At 61.2% G+C, this 22,221-nt stretch carries 21 protein-coding genes; 14 read left to right on the top strand and 7 right to left on the bottom strand.

The features are described from left to right. The 9 genes from dxr to lpxB all read left to right on the top strand — a co-directional run bounded on the left by dxr (position 1) and on the right by lpxB (position 9,598). Positions 1–1,212 (top strand): 1-deoxy-D-xylulose-5-phosphate reductoisomerase, encoded by a 1,212-nt coding sequence (dxr, locus tag Q9295_RS16695; protein WP_306681730.1) that lies wholly within the window; start codon positions 1–3, stop codon positions 1,210–1,212. Beyond that, the gene (rseP, locus tag Q9295_RS16690) at positions 1,209–2,573 is read left to right on the top strand and encodes an RIP metalloprotease RseP (RefSeq protein WP_306681729.1); all 1,365 of its coding nucleotides are present in this window, start codon (positions 1,209–1,211) and stop codon (positions 2,571–2,573) included. Before dxr ends, rseP begins: the two co-directional genes overlap by 4 nt. Before the next feature lie 131 nt (positions 2,574–2,704). Then, positions 2,705–2,842 (top strand): hypothetical protein, encoded by a 138-nt coding sequence (locus tag Q9295_RS16685; protein WP_306681727.1) that lies wholly within the window; start codon positions 2,705–2,707, stop codon positions 2,840–2,842. 259 nt (positions 2,843–3,101) lie between these two features. Beyond that, positions 3,102–5,480, top strand: coding sequence for an outer membrane protein assembly factor BamA (gene bamA / locus Q9295_RS16680; protein WP_306681726.1), 2,379 nt, complete (start codon positions 3,102–3,104; stop codon positions 5,478–5,480). A gap of 97 nt (positions 5,481–5,577) precedes the next feature. Beyond that, a complete protein-coding gene (locus Q9295_RS16675; RefSeq protein WP_306681725.1) occupies positions 5,578–6,201 on the top strand; it encodes an OmpH/Skp family outer membrane protein in 624 nt (207 codons plus the stop codon). Between the two features lie 123 nt (positions 6,202–6,324). Beyond that, complete coding sequence (gene fabZ / locus Q9295_RS16670; RefSeq protein WP_306681724.1) at positions 6,325–6,801, top strand: 3-hydroxyacyl-ACP dehydratase FabZ; 477 nt, start codon at positions 6,325–6,327, stop codon at positions 6,799–6,801. 3 nt (positions 6,802–6,804) lie between these two features. Then, a complete protein-coding gene (gene lpxA, locus Q9295_RS16665; protein WP_306681723.1) occupies positions 6,805–7,611 on the top strand; it encodes an acyl-ACP--UDP-N-acetylglucosamine O-acyltransferase in 807 nt (268 codons plus the stop codon). Further along, the gene (locus tag Q9295_RS16660; RefSeq protein WP_306681722.1) at positions 7,608–8,426 is read left to right on the top strand and encodes an LpxI family protein; all 819 of its coding nucleotides are present in this window, start codon (positions 7,608–7,610) and stop codon (positions 8,424–8,426) included. The genes lpxA and Q9295_RS16660 overlap by 4 nt, the downstream gene beginning before the upstream one ends. A gap of 29 nt (positions 8,427–8,455) precedes the next feature. Next, positions 8,456–9,598, top strand: a complete 1,143-nt coding sequence (lpxB, locus tag Q9295_RS16655; RefSeq protein WP_306681739.1) for a lipid-A-disaccharide synthase — start codon at positions 8,456–8,458, stop codon at positions 9,596–9,598. Between the two features lie 82 nt (positions 9,599–9,680). On the opposite strand, the gene mnmA is transcribed toward lpxB, so the two are convergent. After that, complete coding sequence (mnmA, locus tag Q9295_RS16650) at positions 9,681–10,823, bottom strand: tRNA 2-thiouridine(34) synthase MnmA (RefSeq protein ID WP_306681721.1); 1,143 nt, start codon at positions 10,821–10,823, stop codon at positions 9,681–9,683. A 163-nt stretch (positions 10,824–10,986) separates the two neighbouring features. Between mnmA and sciP the strand changes: the two genes are divergently transcribed. The 4 genes from sciP to recG all read left to right on the top strand — a co-directional run bounded on the left by sciP (position 10,987) and on the right by recG (position 16,370). Beyond that, the gene (gene sciP / locus Q9295_RS16645) at positions 10,987–11,265 is read left to right on the top strand and encodes a CtrA inhibitor SciP (protein WP_306681720.1); all 279 of its coding nucleotides are present in this window, start codon (positions 10,987–10,989) and stop codon (positions 11,263–11,265) included. Between the two features lie 109 nt (positions 11,266–11,374). Further along, positions 11,375–12,085 (top strand): response regulator transcription factor CtrA, encoded by a 711-nt coding sequence (gene ctrA / locus Q9295_RS16640; protein ID WP_306681719.1) that lies wholly within the window; start codon positions 11,375–11,377, stop codon positions 12,083–12,085. A gap of 77 nt (positions 12,086–12,162) precedes the next feature. Continuing rightward, positions 12,163–14,286 (top strand): NAD-dependent DNA ligase LigA, encoded by a 2,124-nt coding sequence (ligA, locus tag Q9295_RS16635; RefSeq protein ID WP_373457478.1) that lies wholly within the window; start codon positions 12,163–12,165, stop codon positions 14,284–14,286. Then, complete coding sequence (gene recG, locus Q9295_RS16630) at positions 14,283–16,370, top strand: ATP-dependent DNA helicase RecG (RefSeq protein ID WP_306681717.1); 2,088 nt, start codon at positions 14,283–14,285, stop codon at positions 16,368–16,370. Before ligA ends, recG begins: the two co-directional genes overlap by 4 nt. 494 nt (positions 16,371–16,864) lie before the next feature. On the opposite strand, the gene Q9295_RS16625 is transcribed toward recG, so the two are convergent. Beyond that, positions 16,865–17,323: an iron-sulfur cluster assembly scaffold protein gene (locus Q9295_RS16625; RefSeq protein ID WP_306681716.1), complete on the bottom strand. Its 459-nt coding sequence runs from the start codon at positions 17,321–17,323 to the stop codon at positions 16,865–16,867. A gap of 61 nt (positions 17,324–17,384) precedes the next feature. Between Q9295_RS16625 and hisI the strand changes: the two genes are divergently transcribed. Then, positions 17,385–17,744: a phosphoribosyl-AMP cyclohydrolase gene (gene hisI, locus Q9295_RS16620; protein WP_306681715.1), complete on the top strand. Its 360-nt coding sequence runs from the start codon at positions 17,385–17,387 to the stop codon at positions 17,742–17,744. Positions 17,745–17,748: 4 nt separating this feature from the next. Here hisI and gluQRS read toward each other — a convergent pair whose 3' ends face one another. From gluQRS to Q9295_RS16595, 5 genes are all read right to left on the bottom strand, one after another. After that, positions 17,749–18,588 (bottom strand): tRNA glutamyl-Q(34) synthetase GluQRS, encoded by an 840-nt coding sequence (gene gluQRS / locus Q9295_RS16615; RefSeq protein WP_306681714.1) that lies wholly within the window; start codon positions 18,586–18,588, stop codon positions 17,749–17,751. Next, positions 18,576–19,907, bottom strand: a complete 1,332-nt coding sequence (gene trmFO, locus Q9295_RS16610) for a methylenetetrahydrofolate--tRNA-(uracil(54)-C(5))-methyltransferase (FADH(2)-oxidizing) TrmFO (protein WP_306681713.1) — start codon at positions 19,905–19,907, stop codon at positions 18,576–18,578. Before trmFO ends, gluQRS begins: the two co-directional genes overlap by 13 nt. Before the next feature lie 131 nt (positions 19,908–20,038). Then, positions 20,039–20,749: a hypothetical protein gene (locus Q9295_RS16605; protein ID WP_306681712.1), complete on the bottom strand. Its 711-nt coding sequence runs from the start codon at positions 20,747–20,749 to the stop codon at positions 20,039–20,041. A gap of 337 nt (positions 20,750–21,086) precedes the next feature. Further along, complete coding sequence (locus Q9295_RS16600; RefSeq protein WP_306681710.1) at positions 21,087–21,785, bottom strand: hypothetical protein; 699 nt, start codon at positions 21,783–21,785, stop codon at positions 21,087–21,089. Between the two features lie 97 nt (positions 21,786–21,882). After that, complete coding sequence (locus Q9295_RS16595) at positions 21,883–22,212, bottom strand: hypothetical protein (RefSeq protein ID WP_306681709.1); 330 nt, start codon at positions 22,210–22,212, stop codon at positions 21,883–21,885. Positions 22,213–22,221 lie beyond the last annotated feature (9 nt).

Genomic DNA, 22,221 nt, shown 5'->3' with positions numbered 1-22,221 from the left:
ATGCGTCGTATTTCGATTTTTGGTGCGACCGGTTCGGTCGGAGAACAGACCATTGACCTCATCCAGCGCGCCGGCGGGGCCGAGGCCTATCAGGTCGTGGCGCTGACCGCGGGCCGCAATGTCACGCGGCTGGCCGAGCAAGCCCGTATTTTGCGGGCCGAGCTGGCGGTCTGCGCCGATCCGGCCGATTTGCCCGCGTTGCGCGCGGCTTTAGCGGGCACATCCACGATCAGTGCGGCCGGACCAGAAGCCATTGCCGAGGCCGCCGAGTGTCCCGTGGATTGGGTGATGAGTGCGATCATCGGTGCCGCCGGTCTGGTGCCCGGCCTGCGCGCGCTGGCGCAAGGTGCCACTTTGGCTTTGGCCAATAAGGAATCCTTGGTCACCGCGGGGCCTTTGCTCATGCAAACCGCCGCGCGGCACAAAGCGCGCATCCTGCCGGTCGATTCAGAGCATTCAGCGATCTATCAGGCCTTGGTGGGCGAGGATCTCTCGGCGGTTGAGCGGATCATCCTTACCGCCTCGGGCGGGGCTTTGCGCGATTGGCCGATTGAGGCATTGGCGGCGGCGCGGGTGCAAGACGCCTTGGCGCATCCCAATTGGGCGATGGGGCAACGGATCACAATCGACTCGGCCTCTATGTTTAACAAAGCCTTGGAAGTTATTGAAACGCGTGAGTATTTTGGGGTCGCGCCGGAGCAGATCGAAGTGATCATTCACCCCGAATCCATCATCCACTCGATGGTTGGCTTTCACGATGGGGCGATCATGGCGCATCTTGGCAGCCCCGACATGCGCCACCCAATCGGCTATGCGCTGAACTGGCCGGAACGGGCTGCACTCCCAGTGGCCAAGCTGGACTTTGCGCAGCTTTCGACCCTGACCTTCCGCGCGCCCGAGATGGCGCGCTACCCGGCCTTGCGGCTTTGCCGTGAGGTGATGGCCCAGCGCGGCCTTGCGGGGGCCGCCTTCAACGCGGCCAAAGAGATTGCCCTTGATGGTTTCTTGGCGGGGCGTCTGGGCTTTATGCAAATGGCCGATGTGGTTGAAACCACGCTGGAGCGGTTGACTGCGGCCGGGGATCTGCGGGGATCTGGCCTTGGAAATGACGTGATGACCCTTGAGGATGTTCTGGAGATGGACCATCTGGCAAGGATCAGGGCCGCCGAGGCGATCAGCAGCACAGAAAACAGCACAGGAATAAGCGCATGAGCGATGTTATTGCGGCCCTTGGCGGATCGGCTTGGGCCGTGATCTGGGCGGGGTTCTTCTTCATCATCGCGCTGTCGATCATCGTCGCGGTGCATGAATACGGCCATTACATCGTGGGGCGTTGGACCGGCATCCATGCCGAGGTTTTCTCGGTGGGCTTTGGCAAGGTCTTGCTCAGCCGCACCGATAAGCGCGGCACCAAATGGCAGATCGCCGCCATTCCTTTCGGTGGCTATGTTAAATTCTTGGGCGACGCCGATGCTTCCTCGGTGCGCAGTGCCGAGACGGCAGGGCTGTCTGCCGACGAGCGCCGCCACACAATGGCTGGCGCGCCGCTTTGGGCCCGGGCTGCAACCGTGGCCGCAGGGCCTTTGGCCAATTTTATCCTGACGTTTGTGGTTTTGGTGATCATGGGGCTGGTGATCGGCATTCCAGATGGTCAGCCTCGGGTAGAGCGCGCTTTGCCGCTGCCCTATGAGGGACAGATGCTGCAGGACGGCGACGTCATCTTGGCTGTGAATGGTCTTGAGATCGACAGCCTGCGCGCCTTGTCGCAGCTGGCCAATGGCAATGGCGATGCCCGCGACGCGGTTCTGCCCGAGACGCCAACCGTTGACTGGACCGTCGAGCGGGCAGGGCAGGTCATCACCTTCCCCGGCCCTCATCCGGCGCCCGCAATGGTAAATTCTGTGCAGGTGAAATCGGCGGCGGTGGATGCCGGGGTGCGCAGCGGCGATGTGATCATCGAGGCCGATGGCAATCCGATCACCACCTTCATGCAGTTGCGCGAGATCGTCACCGGCTCGGGCGGCAAACCTGTGCCGCTGACGGTTTGGCGCGATGGCACCGCGACCGAGATGGTGCTGACGCCACGCCAGCGCGACATCCCGCAACCCGATGGCAGCTTTAAGACCGAATGGCTGATGGGGATCTCGCAAGGTCTGATCTTCGAGCCAGGCACCCGTCGGGGCGGCTTGGGCGAGTCGGTCACCGGTGCCTTCAATCAGATGTGGGGCATCACCACCGGAACCTTCTCGGGGCTTTACCATATGGTGGCGGGTCGGCTTTCGACCTGCAATATGTCGGGCGTGATCGGCATGGCCGATGCTTTGGGCGATGCGGCCAAAGTTGGCCCCGAGGCGTTCTTTAGCCTCTTTGCCATCATCTCTTTCGGCATCGGGCTTTTGAACCTCTTTCCGATTCCGGTGCTCGACGGTGGGCATCTGGTGTTCCACGCCTATGAAGCGGTGGCGCGCCGCCCGCCCTCGGACCGGGCGTTGCAAGTGCTGATGTCAATTGGTCTGACGCTGCTGTTGTCCTTGATGGCCTTTGCCTTGCTGCAAGATCTGATCTGCGTCTAAGCCGGGGCAGATCACGGGCCGTCGCCGCCTCGGGGCTATCCCAAGGCAGCACGGCGCCACAGTCATGCCCTATTCCGGGGGTATAGAGACGCATCCGAGTGTTTGTGTCCGCCATGAGATGGGGAGCTGTCATGCAGTTTGTTCGGCAAACCTTTCCCGGTATCAGCCTGTTGGTGCGTCTGAACCTTGACCGGCTTTTTACCGCAGGCACCATTGTGCTTGGCCTTTTGGCCGGTGCCTTCCTTGGCACGGCCATTGTCGGCCCGTAATTGCTCTCTGCGTGTATTTTCTGCCACATGGGGCGTGATTGGGGCGGCACCTATGCGCAGCTCTTTCTGTCCGCCTAGGGCGGGGCAGGCTGCTCATCGGGTTAAGCGTTGCAATCAGAGCGGGAGTTCGGTGCCCTTTGGCGCGCGCCCGCAGATACCACATGTGGCAAAGTTGGCCGTACCCCCCGCAGCCTTTTGACAAGATGCAGCTTTCCCGCTATCCCCAAGCAGGGACATTCGAAACTCGAGGGGCTTGGTTATGGCAGACACTTGCGGCAGGACCCTGCGTCCCTCTTCTCGGGCCCGGCTGCTTGCCACAGCGGTTTTCCTTGGCGCGGCTGGGTTTAGCCTCGCGCCTCTCGCTCCGGCCGTGGCGCAAAGCTTTGCTTTTTCGGGCGTTACGGTTGAGGGCAACAATCGCGTCGATACCACGACGATCCTGTCTTATGCTGGAATCGGCCGCGGCGGCGCGGTTTCGGCGTCGGATTTGAACGATGCCTACCAGCGTCTGGCACGAACCGGCCTTTTTGAGACGGTCGAGCTGGTGCCGCAGGGCAATACGCTTCTGATCAAAGTGACCGAATATCCGTTCGTCAATATCATCAACTTTGAGGGCAATAAGGTCCTTAAAGATGAAGAGCTGGCCGCGGCGATCCAATCGCAATCGCGCAAGCCGTTCTCGCCCGCAACCGCCGAATCGGACGCCGCTGCGATTGCCGAGATCTACCGGATTCGGGGCCGTTTGGCCGCTAGCGTCACCCCCAAGGTGATCCGCCGTGATGGCAATCGGGTCGATCTGGTCTTTGAGATTGCCGAAGGCAAGGTCGTTGAGATTGAGCGGCTGTCGTTCGTCGGCAACCGTGCCTTCTCAGACCGTCGCTTGCGCCAAGTGCTTGAGACCAAACAGGCAGGCTTCTTGCGTGCGCTGATCCAGCGCGACAGCTTCGTTGCCGAGCGTCTGGAAGTCGACAAGCAGATGCTGACCGATTTCTACCGCTCGCGGGGCTATATCGACTTCCAAGTCACCGATGCCACCGCCGAGACCTCGCGCGAGCGCGACGCGAGCTTCGTGACCTTCACCATCAGCGAAGGCCTGCCCTATACATTTGGTCAGATCACCACGGTCTCTGAGATCGAAGGCGTGGATGTGGCCGAATTTGCGGCGCTGCAAAAGATCCGCGCCGGTCAGACCTTCAACCCGGCTGCGATTGAGAACATCATCGCCCGGATGGAAAATCTGGCGCTGAAAAAGGGCCTGAACTTCGTTCGCATCGATCCGCGCATCACCCGCAATGATCGTGGTCAAGCGGTGAACGTGGAATTCGCCTTGGTTCGGGGCGAGCGGATCTTTGTCGAACGCATTGATATTGAAGGCAATGCGACGACTTTGGATCAGGTGGTGCGGCGTCAGTTCCGCACGGTTGAAGGCGACCCCTTCAATGCGCGCGAAATCCGTCAGTCGGCTGAGCGTATCCGCGCGCTTGGCTTCTTTGGCGATGCCAAGGTCAATGCCGAGCAGGGGTCCAGCCCTGATCAGGTGGTGGTCAACGTCGATGTGCAAGAACAGCCGACCGGCTCGCTGGGCTTCGGTCTGAGCTACTCGGTCGCCAGCGGCACCGGCTTTAACGTCAACTTCTCCGAGCGGAATTTCTTGGGCCGCGGGCAGGCGATTGCTTTGAGCCTTGCCAACACCTCGGACACGCAGAACTCGTCTTTCTCCTTCACCGAGCCTTCGGTGCTGGGGCGCGATTTGTCGTTCAACATCAACGGCTACTATCGTACGTCGGACAATGACAATGCGCTTTATAACACGCGCAATGTGGGCTTTGGCTTTGGCTTGGGCTTCCCCGTGGGTGAACAGTCGCGGCTGGATCTGACCTATCGTCTGTCGAAAGATAGGATCTTTGACTACGATATGAATGATACCACTGGCCTCCCCAACGCCGATAGCTCGCCCATCTTGCGGGCAGAGTTGGCGCAGGGCGACAATGGGGCGCTGATCACCAGTGCGCTTGGCTACCGCTATAACTTCGACAACCGGATCACCGGCCTGAACCCAAACACGAGCTACGTCCTCCGCTTTGGTCAAGAAATTAGTGGGCTTGGCGGCGATACGAAGTTCCTGAGCACCACCGCAATGGCGATGGCTGAGAAGCGGGTTTGGAACGAAGAAGTCACGGTGCGCGCGATCTTCGAGGGCGGCTATGTGCATGGCTTCTCGGGCAGCACAACCCGTGTGACCGAACGCTACTTTGGCAATGGTAAGATCCGCGGCTTTGAGCCGAATGGCATTGGTCCGCGCGATGGCGGACCGACAGGGGATCGCGACGCGCTTGGCGGTAACGCCTTTGCCGTCGCGCGCTTCGAAGCTGATTTCCCGATTGGTCTGCCGGAAGAATACGGCATGACGGGCGGTGCGTTCTTGGATGTCGGCTCGGTCTGGAGCCTTTCGAATACCGATGGTGTGCTGGGTGCAGGCTCGGTCGACGACAGCTTCAAGCCGCGCGTCTCGGTTGGCCTGTCGCTGATGTGGAACACGCCGATGGGCCCGTTGCGCTTTAACTTCTCCAGAGCGCTGGTCAAAGAAGACTTCGACAAGGAACAATCCTTCGATGTCACGGTCTCTACCAAGTTCTAAGCACAGGTTTCGCCTCGCGCGCCGCGGTTCATCCGCGGCGCCTGATCTTGTGCCTTTGATGCCAGGCCTGTGCGGGTTGGCCCTTGCGGCAGCGGCCGTGCTGGTTGCTTCGCCGCGCCAGGCCGTCGCTGAGGATCGGACACAGTTTCAAGGCGTGATCGGGCAATTGACGCCTCTGACACAAACCGCTCCGGCAGTGGTCACGCTCGACGCCGACCGCTTCTTTCGCGAAAGCGCTTGGGGCAGGGCGGTGATCGCAGCACTTGAGGTGGAGCGCGACAATCTCGCGGCTGAGAACCGGCGCATCGAAGAGGCTTTGCAAAAGGAAGAGCAAGCCTTGACCGAACGCCGCTCGGCGGTGCCTGCGGCTGATTTCAGCCGGATTGCGCGCGATTTCGACATGCGGGTTGAGGGGATCCGTCGCGCCCAAGACACCAAGAGCCAAGCTTTGATCGCCACGCGCGATGCCGAACAAAGGGCGTTTTTCGCGGCCGCTGGCCCGGTTTTGCGCCAAGTGATGATGGAAAGTGGCGCCTCGGCGATTTTGGCTTCGGGGGCGGTGCTGATGGCCGTGACCGAGGCTGATATCACCGCCGCCGCGATCGAGCGCATGGATGCGACCCATCCCAAACCCTTGCCCGTACCGACGCCAGAGCCTGTTCCCGCACCGCAGCCTCCTGCGAGCCCTGCGCCTGAGGTTCAACCCGATCCCGCGCCCTGACGCCTGAGCGCTGCCTTGGAACTTGTCACTTTCGCGACGAGTTGTTAGCAGGTGGGAAAGCCGGCTGAGGTTGGCGTCACATATTCGCCGACCCACAAAGGGGTGGCACAGGAGAGCAAACCCGTGAATGCACCTGCCCAAACCGCATCCGTCGCAACGACTGCCGATCTAGAGCTGATCCAGCGGATCATCCCGCATCGCTATCCGTTCCTCTTGATCGACAAGGTCAAGGACATCGTGCTGCACGAGTCCTGCGTGGGCATCAAATGCATCACCTATAATGAGCCGCAGTTCACCGGCCATTTCCCCGGCATGCCGATTTTCCCCGGTGTGATGATTATCGAAGCGATGGCGCAGACGTCGGGCGTGCTCGTGGGCCTGTCGATGGAGTTGGTCGACAAGAACGCCAAGGTGTTCTTCATGGGCGTCGATGGCGTGAAATTCCGCCGTAAGGTTGTGCCCGGTGACGTGCTTGAGCTGCATGTTCGCGCTGTGCGCGGCGGTGGCAAGGTCTGGAAATTCGAAGGTAAGGCGATGGTCGAGGGCGAACTGGCCTGCGAAGCGAGCTTTATGGCCATGTTCGACGTTCCGAAGGGCTAACGCATGGCAATCCACGGCTCAGCCACTGTCCACCCGACCGCCGTGATCGACGACGGGGCCACGATCGGCGCAGATTGCCGCATCGGCCCCTATTGCGTCATCGGCAATGAGGTCACTTTGGGCCGCGGCGTGGTGCTGAAATCGCATGTCGTCGTCACCGGTTGGACCGAGATCGGCGATGAGACCGAGATCTGGCAATTTGCCAGCGTCGGGGGCGAACCTCAGGATCTGAAGTTCAAAGGCGAGCGGACGCGGCTGGTCGTTGGCAAGCGCTGCCGCATCCGTGAAGGCGCTACGCTCAACACCGGCACGGAAGGTGGCGGTGGTCTGACAGAAGTCGGCGACGACTGCCTTTTGATGACCGGCGTCCATATTGGCCATGATGCCATCGTGGGCAACCGCGTCGTGATGGCCAATAATGTCGCCATCGCTGGCCATTGCCACATCGGCGATGATGTCATCTTGGGCGGGCTTTCGGGCGTTCATCAATGGGTCCGCATTGGCAAAGGCGCGATCATTGGCGCGGTCACGATGGTCACCAATGATGTGATCCCTTACGGCCTTGTGCAGGCTCCTCGTGGTGAGTTGGACGGGCTGAACCTTGTCGGGCTGAAGCGTCGCGGCACCGAGCGGGCCGAGATTTCAGCCCTGCGCGCCGCCTATGCCGCCTTGGCCGAGGATGAAGGCTCGTTCCATGACCGCGTGCTGCATCTGGCCGAAACCACTGAAAGTGCGCTTGTGCGTGAGATCACCGATTTCATTTTGGCAAAGTCGGACCGTTCTTTCCTGACGCCCAAGGGGCAAAAATGACCCTGGCGATCATTGCTGGCGCCGGGGCTTTGCCGGCGGCCTTGGTTGCGGCCCTGCCGCAGCGGCCTTTCGTGGCGGCGCTTGATGGCTATACGCCGGTCGGCGTGACACCGGATCTGAGCTTTCGGATTGAGCGGCTATATCCCTTCTTTGCGGCTTTGCATGAGGCTGGGGTGACGCAAGTCACCTTTGCGGGCGCAGTGCAGCGGCCGCGGCTGGATCCTTCGCTTTTCGATGTGCAAACCGCACAGATCGTGCCGCGCTTGATGCAGTCTTTGGCGCAAGGCGATGATGCAACCTTGCGCGAAGTCATTGCTCTGTTTGAAGAAGAGGGCTTCGCGATCCTTGGCGTCTCGGACGTGGCGCCGGATTTGGTGCCGGGCGAGGGGCTTTATGCTGGCGCCTTGACGCCACGCGATGAGGCGGATGCCACTCGCGCCGCCGCGATCACCGAAGCTTTGGGCCGCGTCGATGTGGGGCAAGGCTGTGTTGTGGCGCAAGGCTTGTGCCTTGGCGCGGAAAGCCTTGCTGGCACAGATGCGATGCTGGCGCAGGTCGAAGCTTTGCCGGGGGCCTTGCGTCCAGCCGCAGCGGCAGGCCGGGGCTTGCTTTATAAAGCGCCAAAGCCTTTGCAGGATCGCCGCATAGATTTGCCGGCGCTTGGGCCGGATGCGGTGCGTGCGGCGGCCAAGGCAGGCTTGGGCGGTATCGCTTGGGAGGCCGGCGGCGTCTTAACGCTGGACCTGCCGCAGATGCAGGCGCTGGCGGCAGAGCATGGGCTCTTTCTCTGGGCGCGCCGCTCGAGCCGAGGCTAAGCCGCATGGCTCATGTCCCCGCCGCTCCTTTGCGCTTCTTCCTGATCGCGGGTGAACCTTCTGGTGACCGTCTGGGTGCGGCTTTAATGGCTGGGCTAAAGGCGCTGCGGCCCGATGTCGAATTCCTCGGCGTCGGTGGCCCTGCGATGGAGGCCGAGGGGTTGCAAAGCCTCTTCCCGATGGAAGAGCTTTCCGTCATGGGCCTTGTCGAGATCTTGCCGAAATATCGCGCCCTCAAGCGCCGGATCGCCGAGGCGGCCGAGGCCGCTTTGGCCAGCGGAGCCAATGCGCTCATCACCATCGACAGCCCCGATTTCTGCCTGCGGGTTGCAGCTTTGGTGAAGGCGCGCCGCCCGGCGATGCGCACGATGCATTATGTGGCGCCCTCGGTCTGGGCATGGCGGCCGGGGCGGGCGGCAAAGATGGCGCGGGTTATCGACCATGTGCTGGCGCTTTTGCCCTTTGAGCCGCCCTATATGACCGCCGCTGGGATGAGCTGCGATTTCGTTGGCCATCCGGTTGTCTCGGAGCCGGTGGCAAGCGCGGACCAAGCGCAAGCATTCCGCGCGGCGCAAGGGATTGCCCCTGAGGCACCTTTGGTCGTTGCCTTGCCCGGCTCGCGCCGTGGTGAGATCGCACGGCTGATTCCGGCCTTTGGTGACACGCTCGCGCTATTGGCCAAGGACCTGCCCAAGCTGCGCGTGGTGCTGCCGACGCCTCGGCATTTGGTTGAGACGGTTGAGCAAAGCACCAAGGCCTGGCCAGTGCCTCCAGTGATCTTGCCAGCACCCGATCTTGCAACGCGGACGGCCTGTTTCTCAGCAGCGGATGCAGCGCTTGCGGCTTCGGGCACGGTCAGTTTGGAGTTGGCCGCGCAAGGCTGCCCAATGGTGATCGCCTATGACATGGCACCGCTGACCTTGTGGCTGATGCGGCGCATGGCGCGGATCGACACGGTGACGTTGGTCAATTTGGTTTCAGAGAGCCGTGTGGTGCCGGAATTCATCGGCCCTGACTGCCGAGCCCACAAAATCGCCCCTGCGCTATTGGCACTTCTGCGCGGTGGGGCTGGCCCGCAGGCCGAGGCGATGGCTGTGACGATGGAGCGTTTGGGCCGCGGAGCCGAGCCGCCGGGTCTACGGGCTGCAGCCTCGGTGCTTGCGCATCTCTAAATGAAGAACGGCCCTTAAGGGCCGTTGCCTCCGGCGGGGATACTTTTGCTCTGAAAGAGAGGCAGCGCTGAGGCTTTAGACCTTAGTAACCGCGCCAGATCCAACCGCCGCCGAAGACGCGCGGGCCGCCCTCGGGCGCGTGGAAGACGCAGGCTTGGCCGGGGCTGATGCCATCCTCGGGCTCAAACAGCGTCACCTCGGCCGTGGTGGCCGAAAGCGGGCGCACGAGGGCTGGACGCGGCTGCCGGGTCGAGCGGACGCGGACCTCAAGTTCCCATTCGGGGCGGCTGTCGAAGGGCTCATCGCCAAGCCAATTGATCTCACGCACCGGCACAACGCGGGTCGAGAGCGCCTCTTTCGGGCCAACGATAACGCGACGGGTCTCGGGATCGAGGCGGACGACATAGAGCGGATCGCCCAAGCCGCCGATGCCAAGGCCTTTGCGTTGGCCGATGGTGTAGTGGATAACGCCGCGATGCTGACCCAAGATCCGGCCTTCAAGGTCCACGATATCGCCCGGATCGGCCGCACCGGGGCGCAGCTTTTCGATCACGCTGGCGTAATTGCCATTGGGCACGAAGCAGATGTCTTGGCTGTCGGGTTTATCCGCCACCGAGAGACCGTATTTCGCCGCCAAAGCCCGAGTGTCGGCCTTCGACGCCAAATGGCCAAGCGGAAAGCGCAGGTAGTCCAGCTGCTCTTGCGTGGTCGAGAAGAGGAAATAGGACTGGTCGCGCGCGGCATCGACGGCGCGGTGCAGCTCTGCCCCTTTGGCCCCCATCTTGCGCTGGATATAATGGCCCGTGGCCATGCAATCGGCGTCCAAATCCTTGGCGGTGGCCAGAAGATCCTTGAACTTCACCCGTTCATTGCAGCGGATGCAGGGCACCGGGGTGGCACCCGCCAGATAGGCATCGGCAAATTCCTCGATCACCGCCTCGCGGAAGGTGTTTTCATAATCAAGGACATAGTGCGGAAAGCCCATCGCCTCGGCGACGCGGCGGGCGTCATGGATGTCACGCCCCGCGCAACACGCCCCCTTTTTGGCCAAGGCAGCGCCGTGGTCATATAGCTGCAAGGTGACGCCGACCACGTCATAGCCCTCATCCTTCAAGACCGCCGCCACCACCGAGGAATCAACGCCACCCGACATCGCCACCACAACACGGGTGTCGGCGGGCGCTTTGGGCAAGCCAAGCGAATTGAGGGGCAGGTCGCGCGGCATGAGGGCGGATCCAGAACATTGGGGCAGGGATGGTAGGGCTTTCGCGCTGCAATATAGGAAAATGCCGACCACTCTCAACCCCTGCAACGGGGATGAGTTTAGGTTTGCTTAAGCCCGTTGCGTCAGACTGCTGTCATCTCTTGCCAAGCACAGGGCACAGCCGATGTATCTGAAACGTGTTGACGGCCCCCGCCAGGTGAACCTGCCCGGGGGGCAAATCCTGTCCCGGGCCGATCTGCCGCCGGCCTCGACCAGCCGTTGGGTGGCCAGCCGAAAGGCCATTGTTGTCAATGCTGTGGCCTATGGGTTGATCTCGCGGTCTGAGGCATTGGAGCGGTATGGCTTGTCCGAAGAAGAGTTTGATCTTTGGTGCCGCGCGGTGCAGCGGCACGGGGTGAAGGCCCTGAAGGTGACTGCTATTCAAAAATATAGACAACTTTAGGTTGTTTTCTGTTGCCGGCGTTCCATGTTAACGAGGTATTAACCAATGGTTGTCAGTCTCCTTAACGAAGGTGACGCCACTCCCGGCGGTTGAGCGGAGATTGTACCTAATGCGCATACTCCTTGTGGAAGACGATCCGACCACGTCGCGCAGCATCGAACTGATGCTGACTCATGCCAATCTGAACGTCTATTGCACCGATATGGGGGAAGACGGCATCGATCTGGCCAAGCTTTACGACTACGACCTGATCTTGCTGGATCTGAACCTGCCCGACATTCCGGGGCATGAGGTGTTGCGCCAAATTCGCCTCGCGCGGATTGAAACGCCAATCCTGATCCTATCAGGATCGGATGATACGGAATCGAAGCTGAGGGGCTTTGGCTTTGGCGCGGATGACTACTTAACCAAACCTTTCCACCGCGAAGAGCTTGTGGCGCGGATCCATGCGATCATCCGCCGCTCAAAGGGGCATAGCCAGTCGATGATCCGCACGGGCAAGGTGAATGTGAACCTTGATGCGAAAACCGTCGAGGCTCAGGGTAAGTCGGTTCATCTGACGGGGAAAGAGTATCAAATGCTGGAGTTGCTCTCCTTGCGCAAGGGGACGACGCTGACCAAGGAGATGTTCCTAAACCACCTTTATGGTGGCATGGATGAACCTGAGTTGAAGATCATTGACGTCTTCATCTGTAAGTTGCGCAAGAAGCTGGCCGAGGCGACGGGCGGCGAGACTTACATCGAGACGGTTTGGGGCCGTGGCTATGTGCTGCGGGACCCTGCAGTTGTACCGACACATCGTTTGGTCGCCACTGCCTGAGGCAGACAGAGTAGACATTTTCTGGACCTTAAAGTTCGCAACGCCTATCACCGGCTGATATGCACATCAGTGAGGTGATGGTGGTGTCCAGTCGCGTTGGTCGGTTTAAAGAAATGTCGGAAGACGAAGCGCGTGAGGAGTTCTTCGAACTTCAAGCGCTGCTCTGGGCATCAAATAGAGAATACCACACTTCCGACGCTCCATCGATTAGTGACGCTGACTACGATGAACTGAAGCGTCAGTTCATCGAACTGGTTGAAGCTTTTCCTCGCTTTGAGAAAGCTGCCACGATGCTTTCTGCAATTGGAGCACCGGTCGCAGATGGCTTTAACAAAATTCGCCATGCGCAGAAGATGCTCAGCCTTGAGAATGCCTTCGAGGACAGCGATGTTGAAGAGTTCGCCGATCGGGTTCGGAAATATTTAAACTTTAGCGGCGATTTGTTCTTCACCGCCGAGCCGAAGATCGACGGTCTATCGCTCTCGTTGCGCTATGAGAATGGGCGGCTGGTGCAGGCCGCGACCCGTGGTGACGGCGAGGTGGGCGAAGATGTGACGGCGAATGCCCGCACCATCTCGGATATTCCACAGCAGGTCTCGGGCGCGCCGGAGGTGATGGAAATCCGCGGCGAAGTTTATATGAGCCACGCCGATTTCACCGCCTTGAATGAACGACAAACGGCGCGCGGCGATAAGGTTTTTGCCAATCCGCGCAATGCCGCAGCAGGTTCCTTACGCCAGCTTGACAGTAAAATCACCGCCGCCCGGCCCTTGCGTTTTTACGCCTATAGCTGGGGCCAGCTTTCCGATCCTTTGGCCGCCACTCAGGCCGAGGCCATTGCGCGGCTTGCAGCATTTGGCTTTCAAACCAATCCGCTGACCAAGCTTTGCGCCGGTCCAAAGGAGATGATCGCGCAGTATCGCCAGATCGAGCTGCAGCGCGCGGCGCTTGGCTACGACATCGACGGCGTTGTCTATAAGGTCAATGATCTAGCCTTACAGGCGCGGCTGGGCTTCCGCTCCTCAACCCCGCGCTGGGCGATTGCACATAAATTTCCCGCGCAACTGGCTTGGACCCGGCTTGAGGCAATTGATATTCAGGTGGGCCGCACTGGCGCGCTCTCTCCCGTGGCGCGGCTTGCCCCGGTGACCGTGGGCGGTGTGGTGGTCTCGAACGCGACGCTGCACAACGAAGATTACATCGCCGGGCGCGATGCCAAGGGTCAGCCGATCCGTGAGGGCAAGGATATCCGCGTTGGCGATTGGGTGCAGGTCTACCGTGCCGGGGATGTGATCCCGAAGATCGCCGATGTCGATCTTGCGCGTCGTGACATCGCAGCCCCGGCCTATGTCTTCCCGCAAAGCTGTCCGCAATGCGGCAGTGCTGCCTTGCGGACTGAGGGCGACGCGGTTCGCCGGTGTTCGGGGGGGCTGATCTGCCCGGCGCAAGGGATGGAGCGGCTGAAGCATTTCGTCTCGCGCGGGGCTTTCGACATCGAAGGTCTGGGCGCAAAGCAGGTGGAATATTTTTACGATGACGCCGATCTTCCCGTGAAGACGCCGGCCGATATCTTCACTCTGGCCGAGCGTGATGCCGCCAATGGTTTGAAAAAGCTCAAGAACCGTGACGGCTTCGGAGAAACTTCGGTTCGCAAACTTTTTGCCGCGATTGCGGCGAAAAAGACCATCCCGCTCGATCGGTTGCTTTTCGCGCTGGGCATCCGTCATGCTGGTGAGGCCGCCGCAGGCCTTCTTGCCCGCCATTACGGCACATGGCAGGCCTTTGAGGCGGCGATCACCCAAGCTGAACCTGGCAACCCGCAATGGGAGGAATTGACCTCGATTGATGGGGTGGGGGCGACGCTCGCCACCTCGCTAACGGAGGCGTTTCGTAACCCCGCCGAGCGCCAGGCCATCGATGCTTTGGTGTCCCATCTCGAGGTTCAACCCGTGGCGGCGGCTGCGACCGACAGTCCGGTTGCTGGCAAAATCGTCGTCTTCACCGGCACGCTTGAACGGATGACAAGGGCCGAGGCCAAGGCCCGGGCCGAAGCCTTGGGTGCCAAAGTGGCGGGCTCGGTCTCGGCCAAAACCGATCTGTTGATTGCCGGTCCCGGCGCCGGGTCAAAGGCCAAAGCGGCGGAAGCGCTTGGCGTCACCGTCATCGACGAAGACGCTTGGCTGGCGTTGATCGGCGGATGAGCCGGCCGGAACTCCTTTACCCGCTTTATGCCGGGCTTGAGACGCTAGAGGGCGTTGGGCCGAAGACTGCCCGCGCCTTTGAAGCTCTGGCGGTAACCCGTCCAAAGGACTTGCTTTTCCTGCTGCCCTATGCGGGCATCGACCGGCGCCGTCGCGACACGGTACAAGGGGCGACCCTGCCCACCACGGTGACAGTCGAGGTCACCATTGGCGCCCATAGCCCGCCGCGCCGCAAAGGCGGACCTTACCGTATCGCCGTGCAGGACAGCCAACTCGACTGGTCGGTGATCTACTTCCACGCCAAGGGGGATTATCTGGAGCGGCTTTTGCCGCCAGGCCAGCGCCGTGTGCTGTCGGGCAAGGTCGAAAGCTTCGATGGCGTGGCACAGATGGTGCATCCTGACCATGTGCTATTGCCCTCAGAGGCGGGCACATTGCCGAGCTATGAGCCGGTTTATCCGCTGACTGCGGGGATATCGCAAAAGCAGGTGCAAAAGGCGGCGGTGGCGGCTTTGACGCGCGCGCCTGAACTGCCGGAATGGATTGATCCGGGGCTGAAGGCGCGCGAGGGATGGCCGGATTGGCGTGACGCGGTGCTGCGCGCGCATGCGCCGAACGATGCGGCAGCGCTGGCGCCAAGCGATCTGGCGCGGCAGCGGCTGGCTTATGATGAGTTCTTTGCCCATCAGCTCACGCTCTCTCTGGCGCGGCAATCCATGCGGCGCAGCCGCGGCATTGAAAGCCGCGGTACGGGGCAGTTGCAGAATAACGTGTTGAAAAGCCTGCCGTATCGCCCAACATCGGCGCAGACGCGGGCGATAGCCGAGATCGCCGGCGATCTGGCGGCGCCTTTGCGGATGAACCGGCTTTTGCAAGGTGATGTGGGGGCCGGCAAAACCTTGGTGGCGCTGATGGCGCTGGTGACCGTGGTCGAGGCAGGCGGGCAGGGCGTGATGATGGCCCCGACCGAAATCCTTGCGCGGCAGCATTACGAGGGGCTGGCACCATTGGCGGCGGCGGCGGGCGTGCGGCTTGAGCTTTTAACCGGACGCGACAAGGGCGCGGATCGTGCGGCAAAGCTAAAAGATCTGGCCGATGGCCGCATCCACATTCTGGTTGGCACGCATGCGGTCTTCCAAAAGGACGTGCATTTCCAAGACCTTCGTCTTGCCGTCATCGATGAGCAGCACCGCTTCGGCGTGGCGCAAAGGATGGAGCTGGGGGCCAAGGGGCAGGCGGTGGATGTGTTGGTGATGACCGCCACTCCGATCCCGCGCTCGCTGGCGCTGGCGACTTATGGCGATATGGATGTCTCGGTTTTGGATGAGAAACCCGCGGGCCGTAAACCGATCCGCACCGCCTTGATCCCGGCGCAACGGATGGAAGAGGTGGTCGGCCATCTTGCCCGGGCTGTGGCCGAAGGGCGGCAGGCTTATTGGGTCTGCCCCTTGGTCGAGGAATCTGAGGTGATCGACCTCACCTCGGCGGTGGAGCGGTTCAACACCCTGCGCGCGGCTTTGGGAGAGGGCAAGGTTGGTCTGGTGCATGGCCAGATGCCTGCCGCTGAGAAAGACGCCGCGATGGCGCGCTTCGTCGCGGGCGAGACCTCGGTGCTGGTGGCGACCACGGTGATCGAGGTCGGCGTGAACGTCCCCAATGCCACGATCATGGTGATTGAGCGGGCCGAGACCTTTGGTTTGGCGCAACTGCACCAATTGCGTGGCCGGGTCGGGCGCGGCAGTGCGGAATCGACCTGCCTTTTGATGTATCAGCCGCCCTTGGGCGAGACGGCATCGCGGCGGCTTAAAACACTGCGCGACACCGAGGACGGCTTTCGCATTGCCGAGGAAGACCTTGCCATGCGCGGGGCGGGCGATTTGATCGGAACGGCGCAGTCGGGACTGCCGCGCTTCCGTATTGCCAATCTTGAGATGCAATCGGCACTGATGGCCACCGCACAGACCGATGCGCGGATGCTTTTAACCACGGACCCAACGCTTGAAAGCCCGCGCGGCCGGGCGGCGCGGCTGTTGCTCTGGCTCTTGGACCAAGACCGCGCGATTCGGTTGATCAGCGTCGGCTAGGCACTTCGATCGCGAGAAGTCCCCAACTCCGGTACCAGCGGGCAGGTCCCGCTGGGGAAGCCATTGGTGCAAACCTCCTTTTCATCTCAACACCTTATCGGGAAATTACCACATTAGTTCCTGCGATGTTCGCGTATGTTCTCAAAAAGTTCTTTACAGGTGATTAATGAGATGAGAACAATAGGGCAACATTACAGCAGGAGAGCCGCAATGATCGCCCGTCTTAAATCTTTGACCCAAGCAGAGCCCACCTTGGCCGGCGACATCATGGGGATTGCGGCTTTGTTCTTCATGCTCTTTGCAGCGCTTGCTTTGCCCGGCGCGGCATAACGCGCACCGCCTGACGATTTCTGCCTGCGGTCTGTTCCCAAAGCGCGCCTTGCGTCCCTCTGTCCCGAGATTCGACGCATCCCCCCTCGCGCGCCTCAGACACGCGACTGCCGCCGCCATCCCATTGGATGTGCGGCGGTTTTTTTTTGGTGATGCTGGGGGCGTTAAGCTTCGGCAGCGCTGGCAGCGCTGGCAGCGGCGGCAAAGGCCTCAGATGCAGCTTCAAGCGCCAAGAGGATCGAGGCGTGGCGGTTCTTGTAATCCCGCGCCGGCAAAAGCACTTCATAGCCCTCAAAAGGTGCTGCGGGGACGGGGCCTGCGTCTTTCAGCATGGCGCGCACCGACTGCAAAGCCGTCTGCAATTCCGCATGCGACCGGCCAAGAACAACCGCACCCAAGATTGACGCCGAAGCCTGACCCAAGGCGCAAGCCTTCACATCCTGCGCAAATTCCGTAACGCGGCCGTCTTGCACCCGCAGATCCACCGTTACCGTTGAGCCGCACAAGGGCGAGCGGCGCTTGGCGCTGCCTTGCGGCGCCTCCAGCCGGCCCAGATGCGGGATATCGGCCGCCAGCGCCAGAATGCGCCCCGAGTAAAGCTTCACCAGATCCGTATCGCTCATCGCTTGCCCTCCGACGCCCCTTATGTAATCCCGAAGCCACCCCGCCGCCAAGGAGAGAGCCATGGGTTTTGACCCCGCCACGCTGAAATATGACGCCGCCGGCCTGATCCCCTGCATCGCGCAGGACCATGCTTCGGGCGAGGTGCTGATGATGGCTTGGATGAATGCGGCCTCGGTGGCGCAGACGCTTGCCAGCGGCAAGGTGACCTATTGGAGCCGGTCGCGGGCGGCGTTTTGGGTGAAAGGCGAAAGCTCGGGCCACCATCAGCGGCTGGTGGAGCTGCGGGTGGATTGCGACCGCGATTGCCTTTTGGCTTTGGTCACGCAAGAGGGGCCGGCCTGCCACACCAATCGCCGGTCGTGCTTCTACACCGCCTTGCGGGACGGCGAAGAAGTGGTGATCTCAGAGCCGATGGTCTGAGGCGTTAAAGCCCGACCATGCGGCGGATATCGGCGGGGCTTGCGCCCTCGGCGCGGTATTTGGCGATGGCGCGGGCGTCGTCTCGCTTGGCCAGACGCTTGCCCTGATCGTCGCGGATCAGCCCATGATGGTGGTAGCGCGGCGCCGGCAGCGCCAGAAGATGCTGCAAGATCACTTGGATTGGGGTGAAGGTGAAGAGATCCACCCCGCGCACCACATCCGTAATACCTTGATCGGCATCATCAAAGGCCGAGGCGAGGAAATAGGCAACGATATCCTCACCTTTCCGGCTGAGTACGACATCGCCAATGTCGCTAAGCGCGGTGTCTGCCTCGACAAGGTGGCGGCCTTCATGCGCGGCCCCGGTCTCTTGGAAGACCAATGCCTCCGGCGAGAGTTGCGCCAAAGCGGCCCCCAGATCCAGCCGCAAAGCATCACCGGGCAGGCGGCTTGCCATTGACCGACCTCGGCAGATGCCCGGATAAACATTATGCTGCACACCCTCTTGCGGGGCGGAAAGTGCGGCGCGGATGTCCGAGCGTGTGCAGGAGCAGGGGTAGAGAAGACTGCGGGCGATGAGCGGCTCAAGTCGCGCGTTGTAGCAGGCGATATGTTCGGATTGGCGGTGGACCGGGCCGTCCCAAGTGAGCCCCAGCCAACTGAGATCATCTAGGATCTGCGCCTCATATTCCGGGCGGCAGCGTTCCAGATCGGTGTCTTCCATCCGCAGAAGGAAAGACCCGCCCGCCGCCCGCGCCATGTCATGGCCAAGGAGGGCCGAATAGGCATGGCCGAGATGCAGCGGCCCGGTTGGCGAGGGGGCGAAGCGCGTTACGAAAGCCATTCCGTGAAAGCCTCTTTGGCGCGGTCGGTATAGGCCTTGTAGCGGTCCTTGCGGCCGCGCCGGCCGCCTTTGGCGTCGATCGGCGGGAAGAGCCCGAAATTAACGTTCATCGGCTGGAAAGTCTTCGCCTCGGCCCCGCCGGTGATATGGGTCACCAATGCGCCCATGGCCGTCTCGGGCGGCGGTGGTGCGATCGGCTGGCCAAGGATTTCCGAGGCCGCCATCCGACCCGCCAGAAGCCCCATTGCGGCGGATTCCACATAGCCCTCGACCCCGGTGATCTGACCGGCAAAGCGGATATGGGGCCGCGATTTCAGCCGCATCTGGCTGTCCAGAAGCGTGGGCGAGTTGATGAACGTGTTGCGGTGGATGCCGCCAAGTCGGGCGAAAGAGGCGTTTTCAAGGCCGGGAATCGTTTTGAAAACAGCGGTTTGCGCGCCGTACTTCATCTTGGTTTGGAAGCCCACGATGTTGTAAAGCGTCCCCAAAGCATTGTCGCGGCGCAGCTGCACCACGGCATAGGGTTTCACGTCCGGCTGATGCGCATTGGTCAGGCCCACCGGCTTCATCGGACCAAAGCGCAAGGTTTCCCGCCCGCGCTCGGCCATGACTTCGACCGGCAGGCAGCCGTCGAAGTAACCTGCGGTTTCGCCCTCATGAAACTCGGTCTTTTCCGCCGCCAGAAGGGCGTCGATGAAGGCCTCATACTGCTCTTTGGTCATCGGGCAGTTGAGGTAAGCCTTTTGCTCTTCCTCGGTCTCGCCCTTGTCATAGCGCGATTGGCGCCAGACCACGTTCATGTCGATGCTTTCGGCATAGACGATCGGGGCGATGGCATCAAAGAAGGCCAAAGCCTCGGCCCCGGTGGCCGAGCGGATGCTTTCGGCCAAGGCCGAGCTGGTCAAAGGCCCGGTCGCGATGATCCAGTTTCCGTCTGAAGGAAGCTCTGTAACCTCTTCATAAGACGTGGAAATCAGCGGATGCGCCTTCAGGTGGGCCGTGACTTCGGCCGCAAAAGGATCACGGTCGACCGCCAAAGCACCCCCTGCGGGTAGACGGTGCTTTTGTGCGGTGCGCATCACCAAACCGCCCGCCGTCCGCATTTCCCAATGCAGAAGGCCGACGGCATTGCGCTCATCATCATCCGAGCGGAAGGAGTTTGAGCAGACCATCTCGGCGAAATCGCTGGTGCGATGCGCGAAAGTGGCGACCTTGGGCCGCATCTCATGCAGCACCACGGGCACGCCCATATTGGCGGCCGCCCAAGCGGCCTCAGACCCGGCCATTCCGCCGCCGACGATGTGAAGAGCTTTTGTCATGACGCTTCTCTACAAGCGCTGCGACAAAGGCGCAAGGAAGCGGCGCAGGCCGTGGGCCATAGGCGACCGGCTCAAAAGAAAAGGAGGGGCGTTTCCGCCCCTCCTTGATGGTGCCAAGCATGAGCGGCAGATCAGCCCAGGCCGCCCCCCCAAACGGTCGGGTAGATGTCGGACAAGTTGCGGCTGCCGAAGGTCGTTTTGCCGTTTTTGCCGAAGTGGTATGCGACACCCAGCGAGGCGAAGGGGTCTTTCTGGCCCTCATATTCCGACGTGCCAAACTCTCCACTTACAACAATGCCATGCGGCAAGGTATAGGAGGCAGTGATGGCGATGCGCTCCAGATAGCTCCAGTGCATCGAGCTGTCATCGTAGCGCAGGCCAATTTGAGCGAGTTCGTTCAGGCTGTAATCGACGCGCAGGCCCAAGACATCGCCGTCCATCCAGTCGCCGGAAACTTGGCTGATGTAGGCCTCAAGGCTCCACTGACCGAACGAGTGGTCAAATTCGAGGCCCTTCACATCGAAGCTCTGATAGTCGGTTTCGTCGCGGCCGATGAAAGCGCCGACAGCGGTGCCCGAGGCGAAACGATAGAACCCGTGCAGCATCAAATGTTTGCTGCCTTGGTCATAGTGGTTGTAGTTGGTCTTGGCAGCATCGATCTGAACGCCGACGGGGCCACCGAAACCAAGTTCAACCTGGCCCGTGATGCTGTTCTTGCTGGTATTGTTGCTCTCGTCGCTGGTCAGCGTCGAATGGCTCAGGCCAATCGACCCACCGGTGACTTCGAATGCCTGTGCCGGAGCCGCGGCCATAAGGAAGAGAGGAAGAAGGGTAGCGCGCATTTGGAATCAATCCCGCAGTCAAAAGATAGGGAAGATTCCTAAACTTGTTATCCATGCCGCGGAAGCGACAAAAGCATTGAAAAGGCTTGATTTTTACGGCCGGTGTCAGAAGAAGATCAAGCTGTGTCTACGCGACATCACAGTTGAAATTGAGGCGATGCGCAAAGCGCATGGGCCGGTATCGGCGCTTCGTGGGGGGCATTGGCCGTTAGGCGGTGGCGGATCGACACCCGCAAATTCAGCCAGATGCCTAAATGGCGCTGGAAAGAGATGAGTGGCCTCACTCAATCCTGGCGGTCTTGGTGGGGCTTGACGCCCCACCGCTGCAAAAAAAAAATCAAAGGCCGGGGACGAGGTCCAAGAGGCTGCGGTCGCGGAAGGTGGTGCCGCCGTTGGAGCCGAAGTTCATCTTGGCACCGATGCCAAAGAACGGCTCCGAGCCAGCGCCGTTGAATTTGGCCGAGCCGATCTCGCCGGTCAGGGCAAGTCCGCTGGGCAGATCATATTCGCCGACCAGCGAAAGACGGGTCAGATCGAAGTTATCGATATTGGCGCGGTCCCAGCGGACGCCCAAATCAAGGCTGTCGCTGATGCCATAGCTGGCCTCGGCACCGCCGACCAAGCCATTGAAGTTGCTATCATTGGCATAAGTCACATAGCCCTCAAGCCCGACGGGGCCCATCTTATGGGCGATCTCAAGCCCGGTCAAAGTGGCGCTGTCGTCGCCAACCTTGTCGCGGCCCAGGTAAAGGCCGGCCGAGGTGTCAAAACCCAGATGATAGATGCCATGCAGCGCGATGTTATGGCCTTCGCCGTCATCAAAGCCGAAATTGGCGAAACCCAGATCGGCTTGCACGGAGACCAGGTCGCCGAAGCTCAGCTCAAGCTGGCCATCAAGCGTGGTCTTGTCGACATTTTTCAACAGATTGCTGGTGTAGCCGGAATAGCCGACACCGACCGAACCGCCAGTCAGTTCAAAGGCCTGTGCCGGGGCGGCGGCCAGCAGGAAAAGCGGGAGGAGAGCTGCTCTTTTCACGGTGAATCCTTTCACTCTTTGTCTGCGCGCTCATACCAATTCTAGCGGGGCGAGTGAATCACAAATACACCAGCTGGTGGCAAGCGTGGCGCTTGGGTCACGCGCCAAAAAGCGCCGCGCGCTCGGCTGCCACGAAAGCTTCCGGATCGCTGATGTCATAGCCCAAAGCGGCGGCTTTTTCAAAAAAGCCAAGAGCCGGCTGGCCGCGCGAGAGCTTGCCCTCGCAAAGGGATGCACGCAGGGGGCGTTGCGCGGCGCTGTCGGCCTCCATCAATGCCTCAAGCGCTGCGGTGAGCGTAGCCATGCGCCAGCCCAGATCGCGGGCCAATGCGCCATAGGGGATCGTCTGTCCCGCCGCCGCAATTTGAAACAGCCGCGCTTCAAGCGCGGCTGTTTCAGTCGTTCTAGCATCCGAAGGATTGCTCATCGGGGAAGG

The organism is Pseudogemmobacter lacusdianii, from assembly GCF_030848395.1.
Lineage (GTDB): Bacteria > Pseudomonadota > Alphaproteobacteria > Rhodobacterales > Rhodobacteraceae > Pseudogemmobacter > Pseudogemmobacter lacusdianii.
This window is presented reverse-complemented; position numbering and strand designations above follow the sequence as displayed.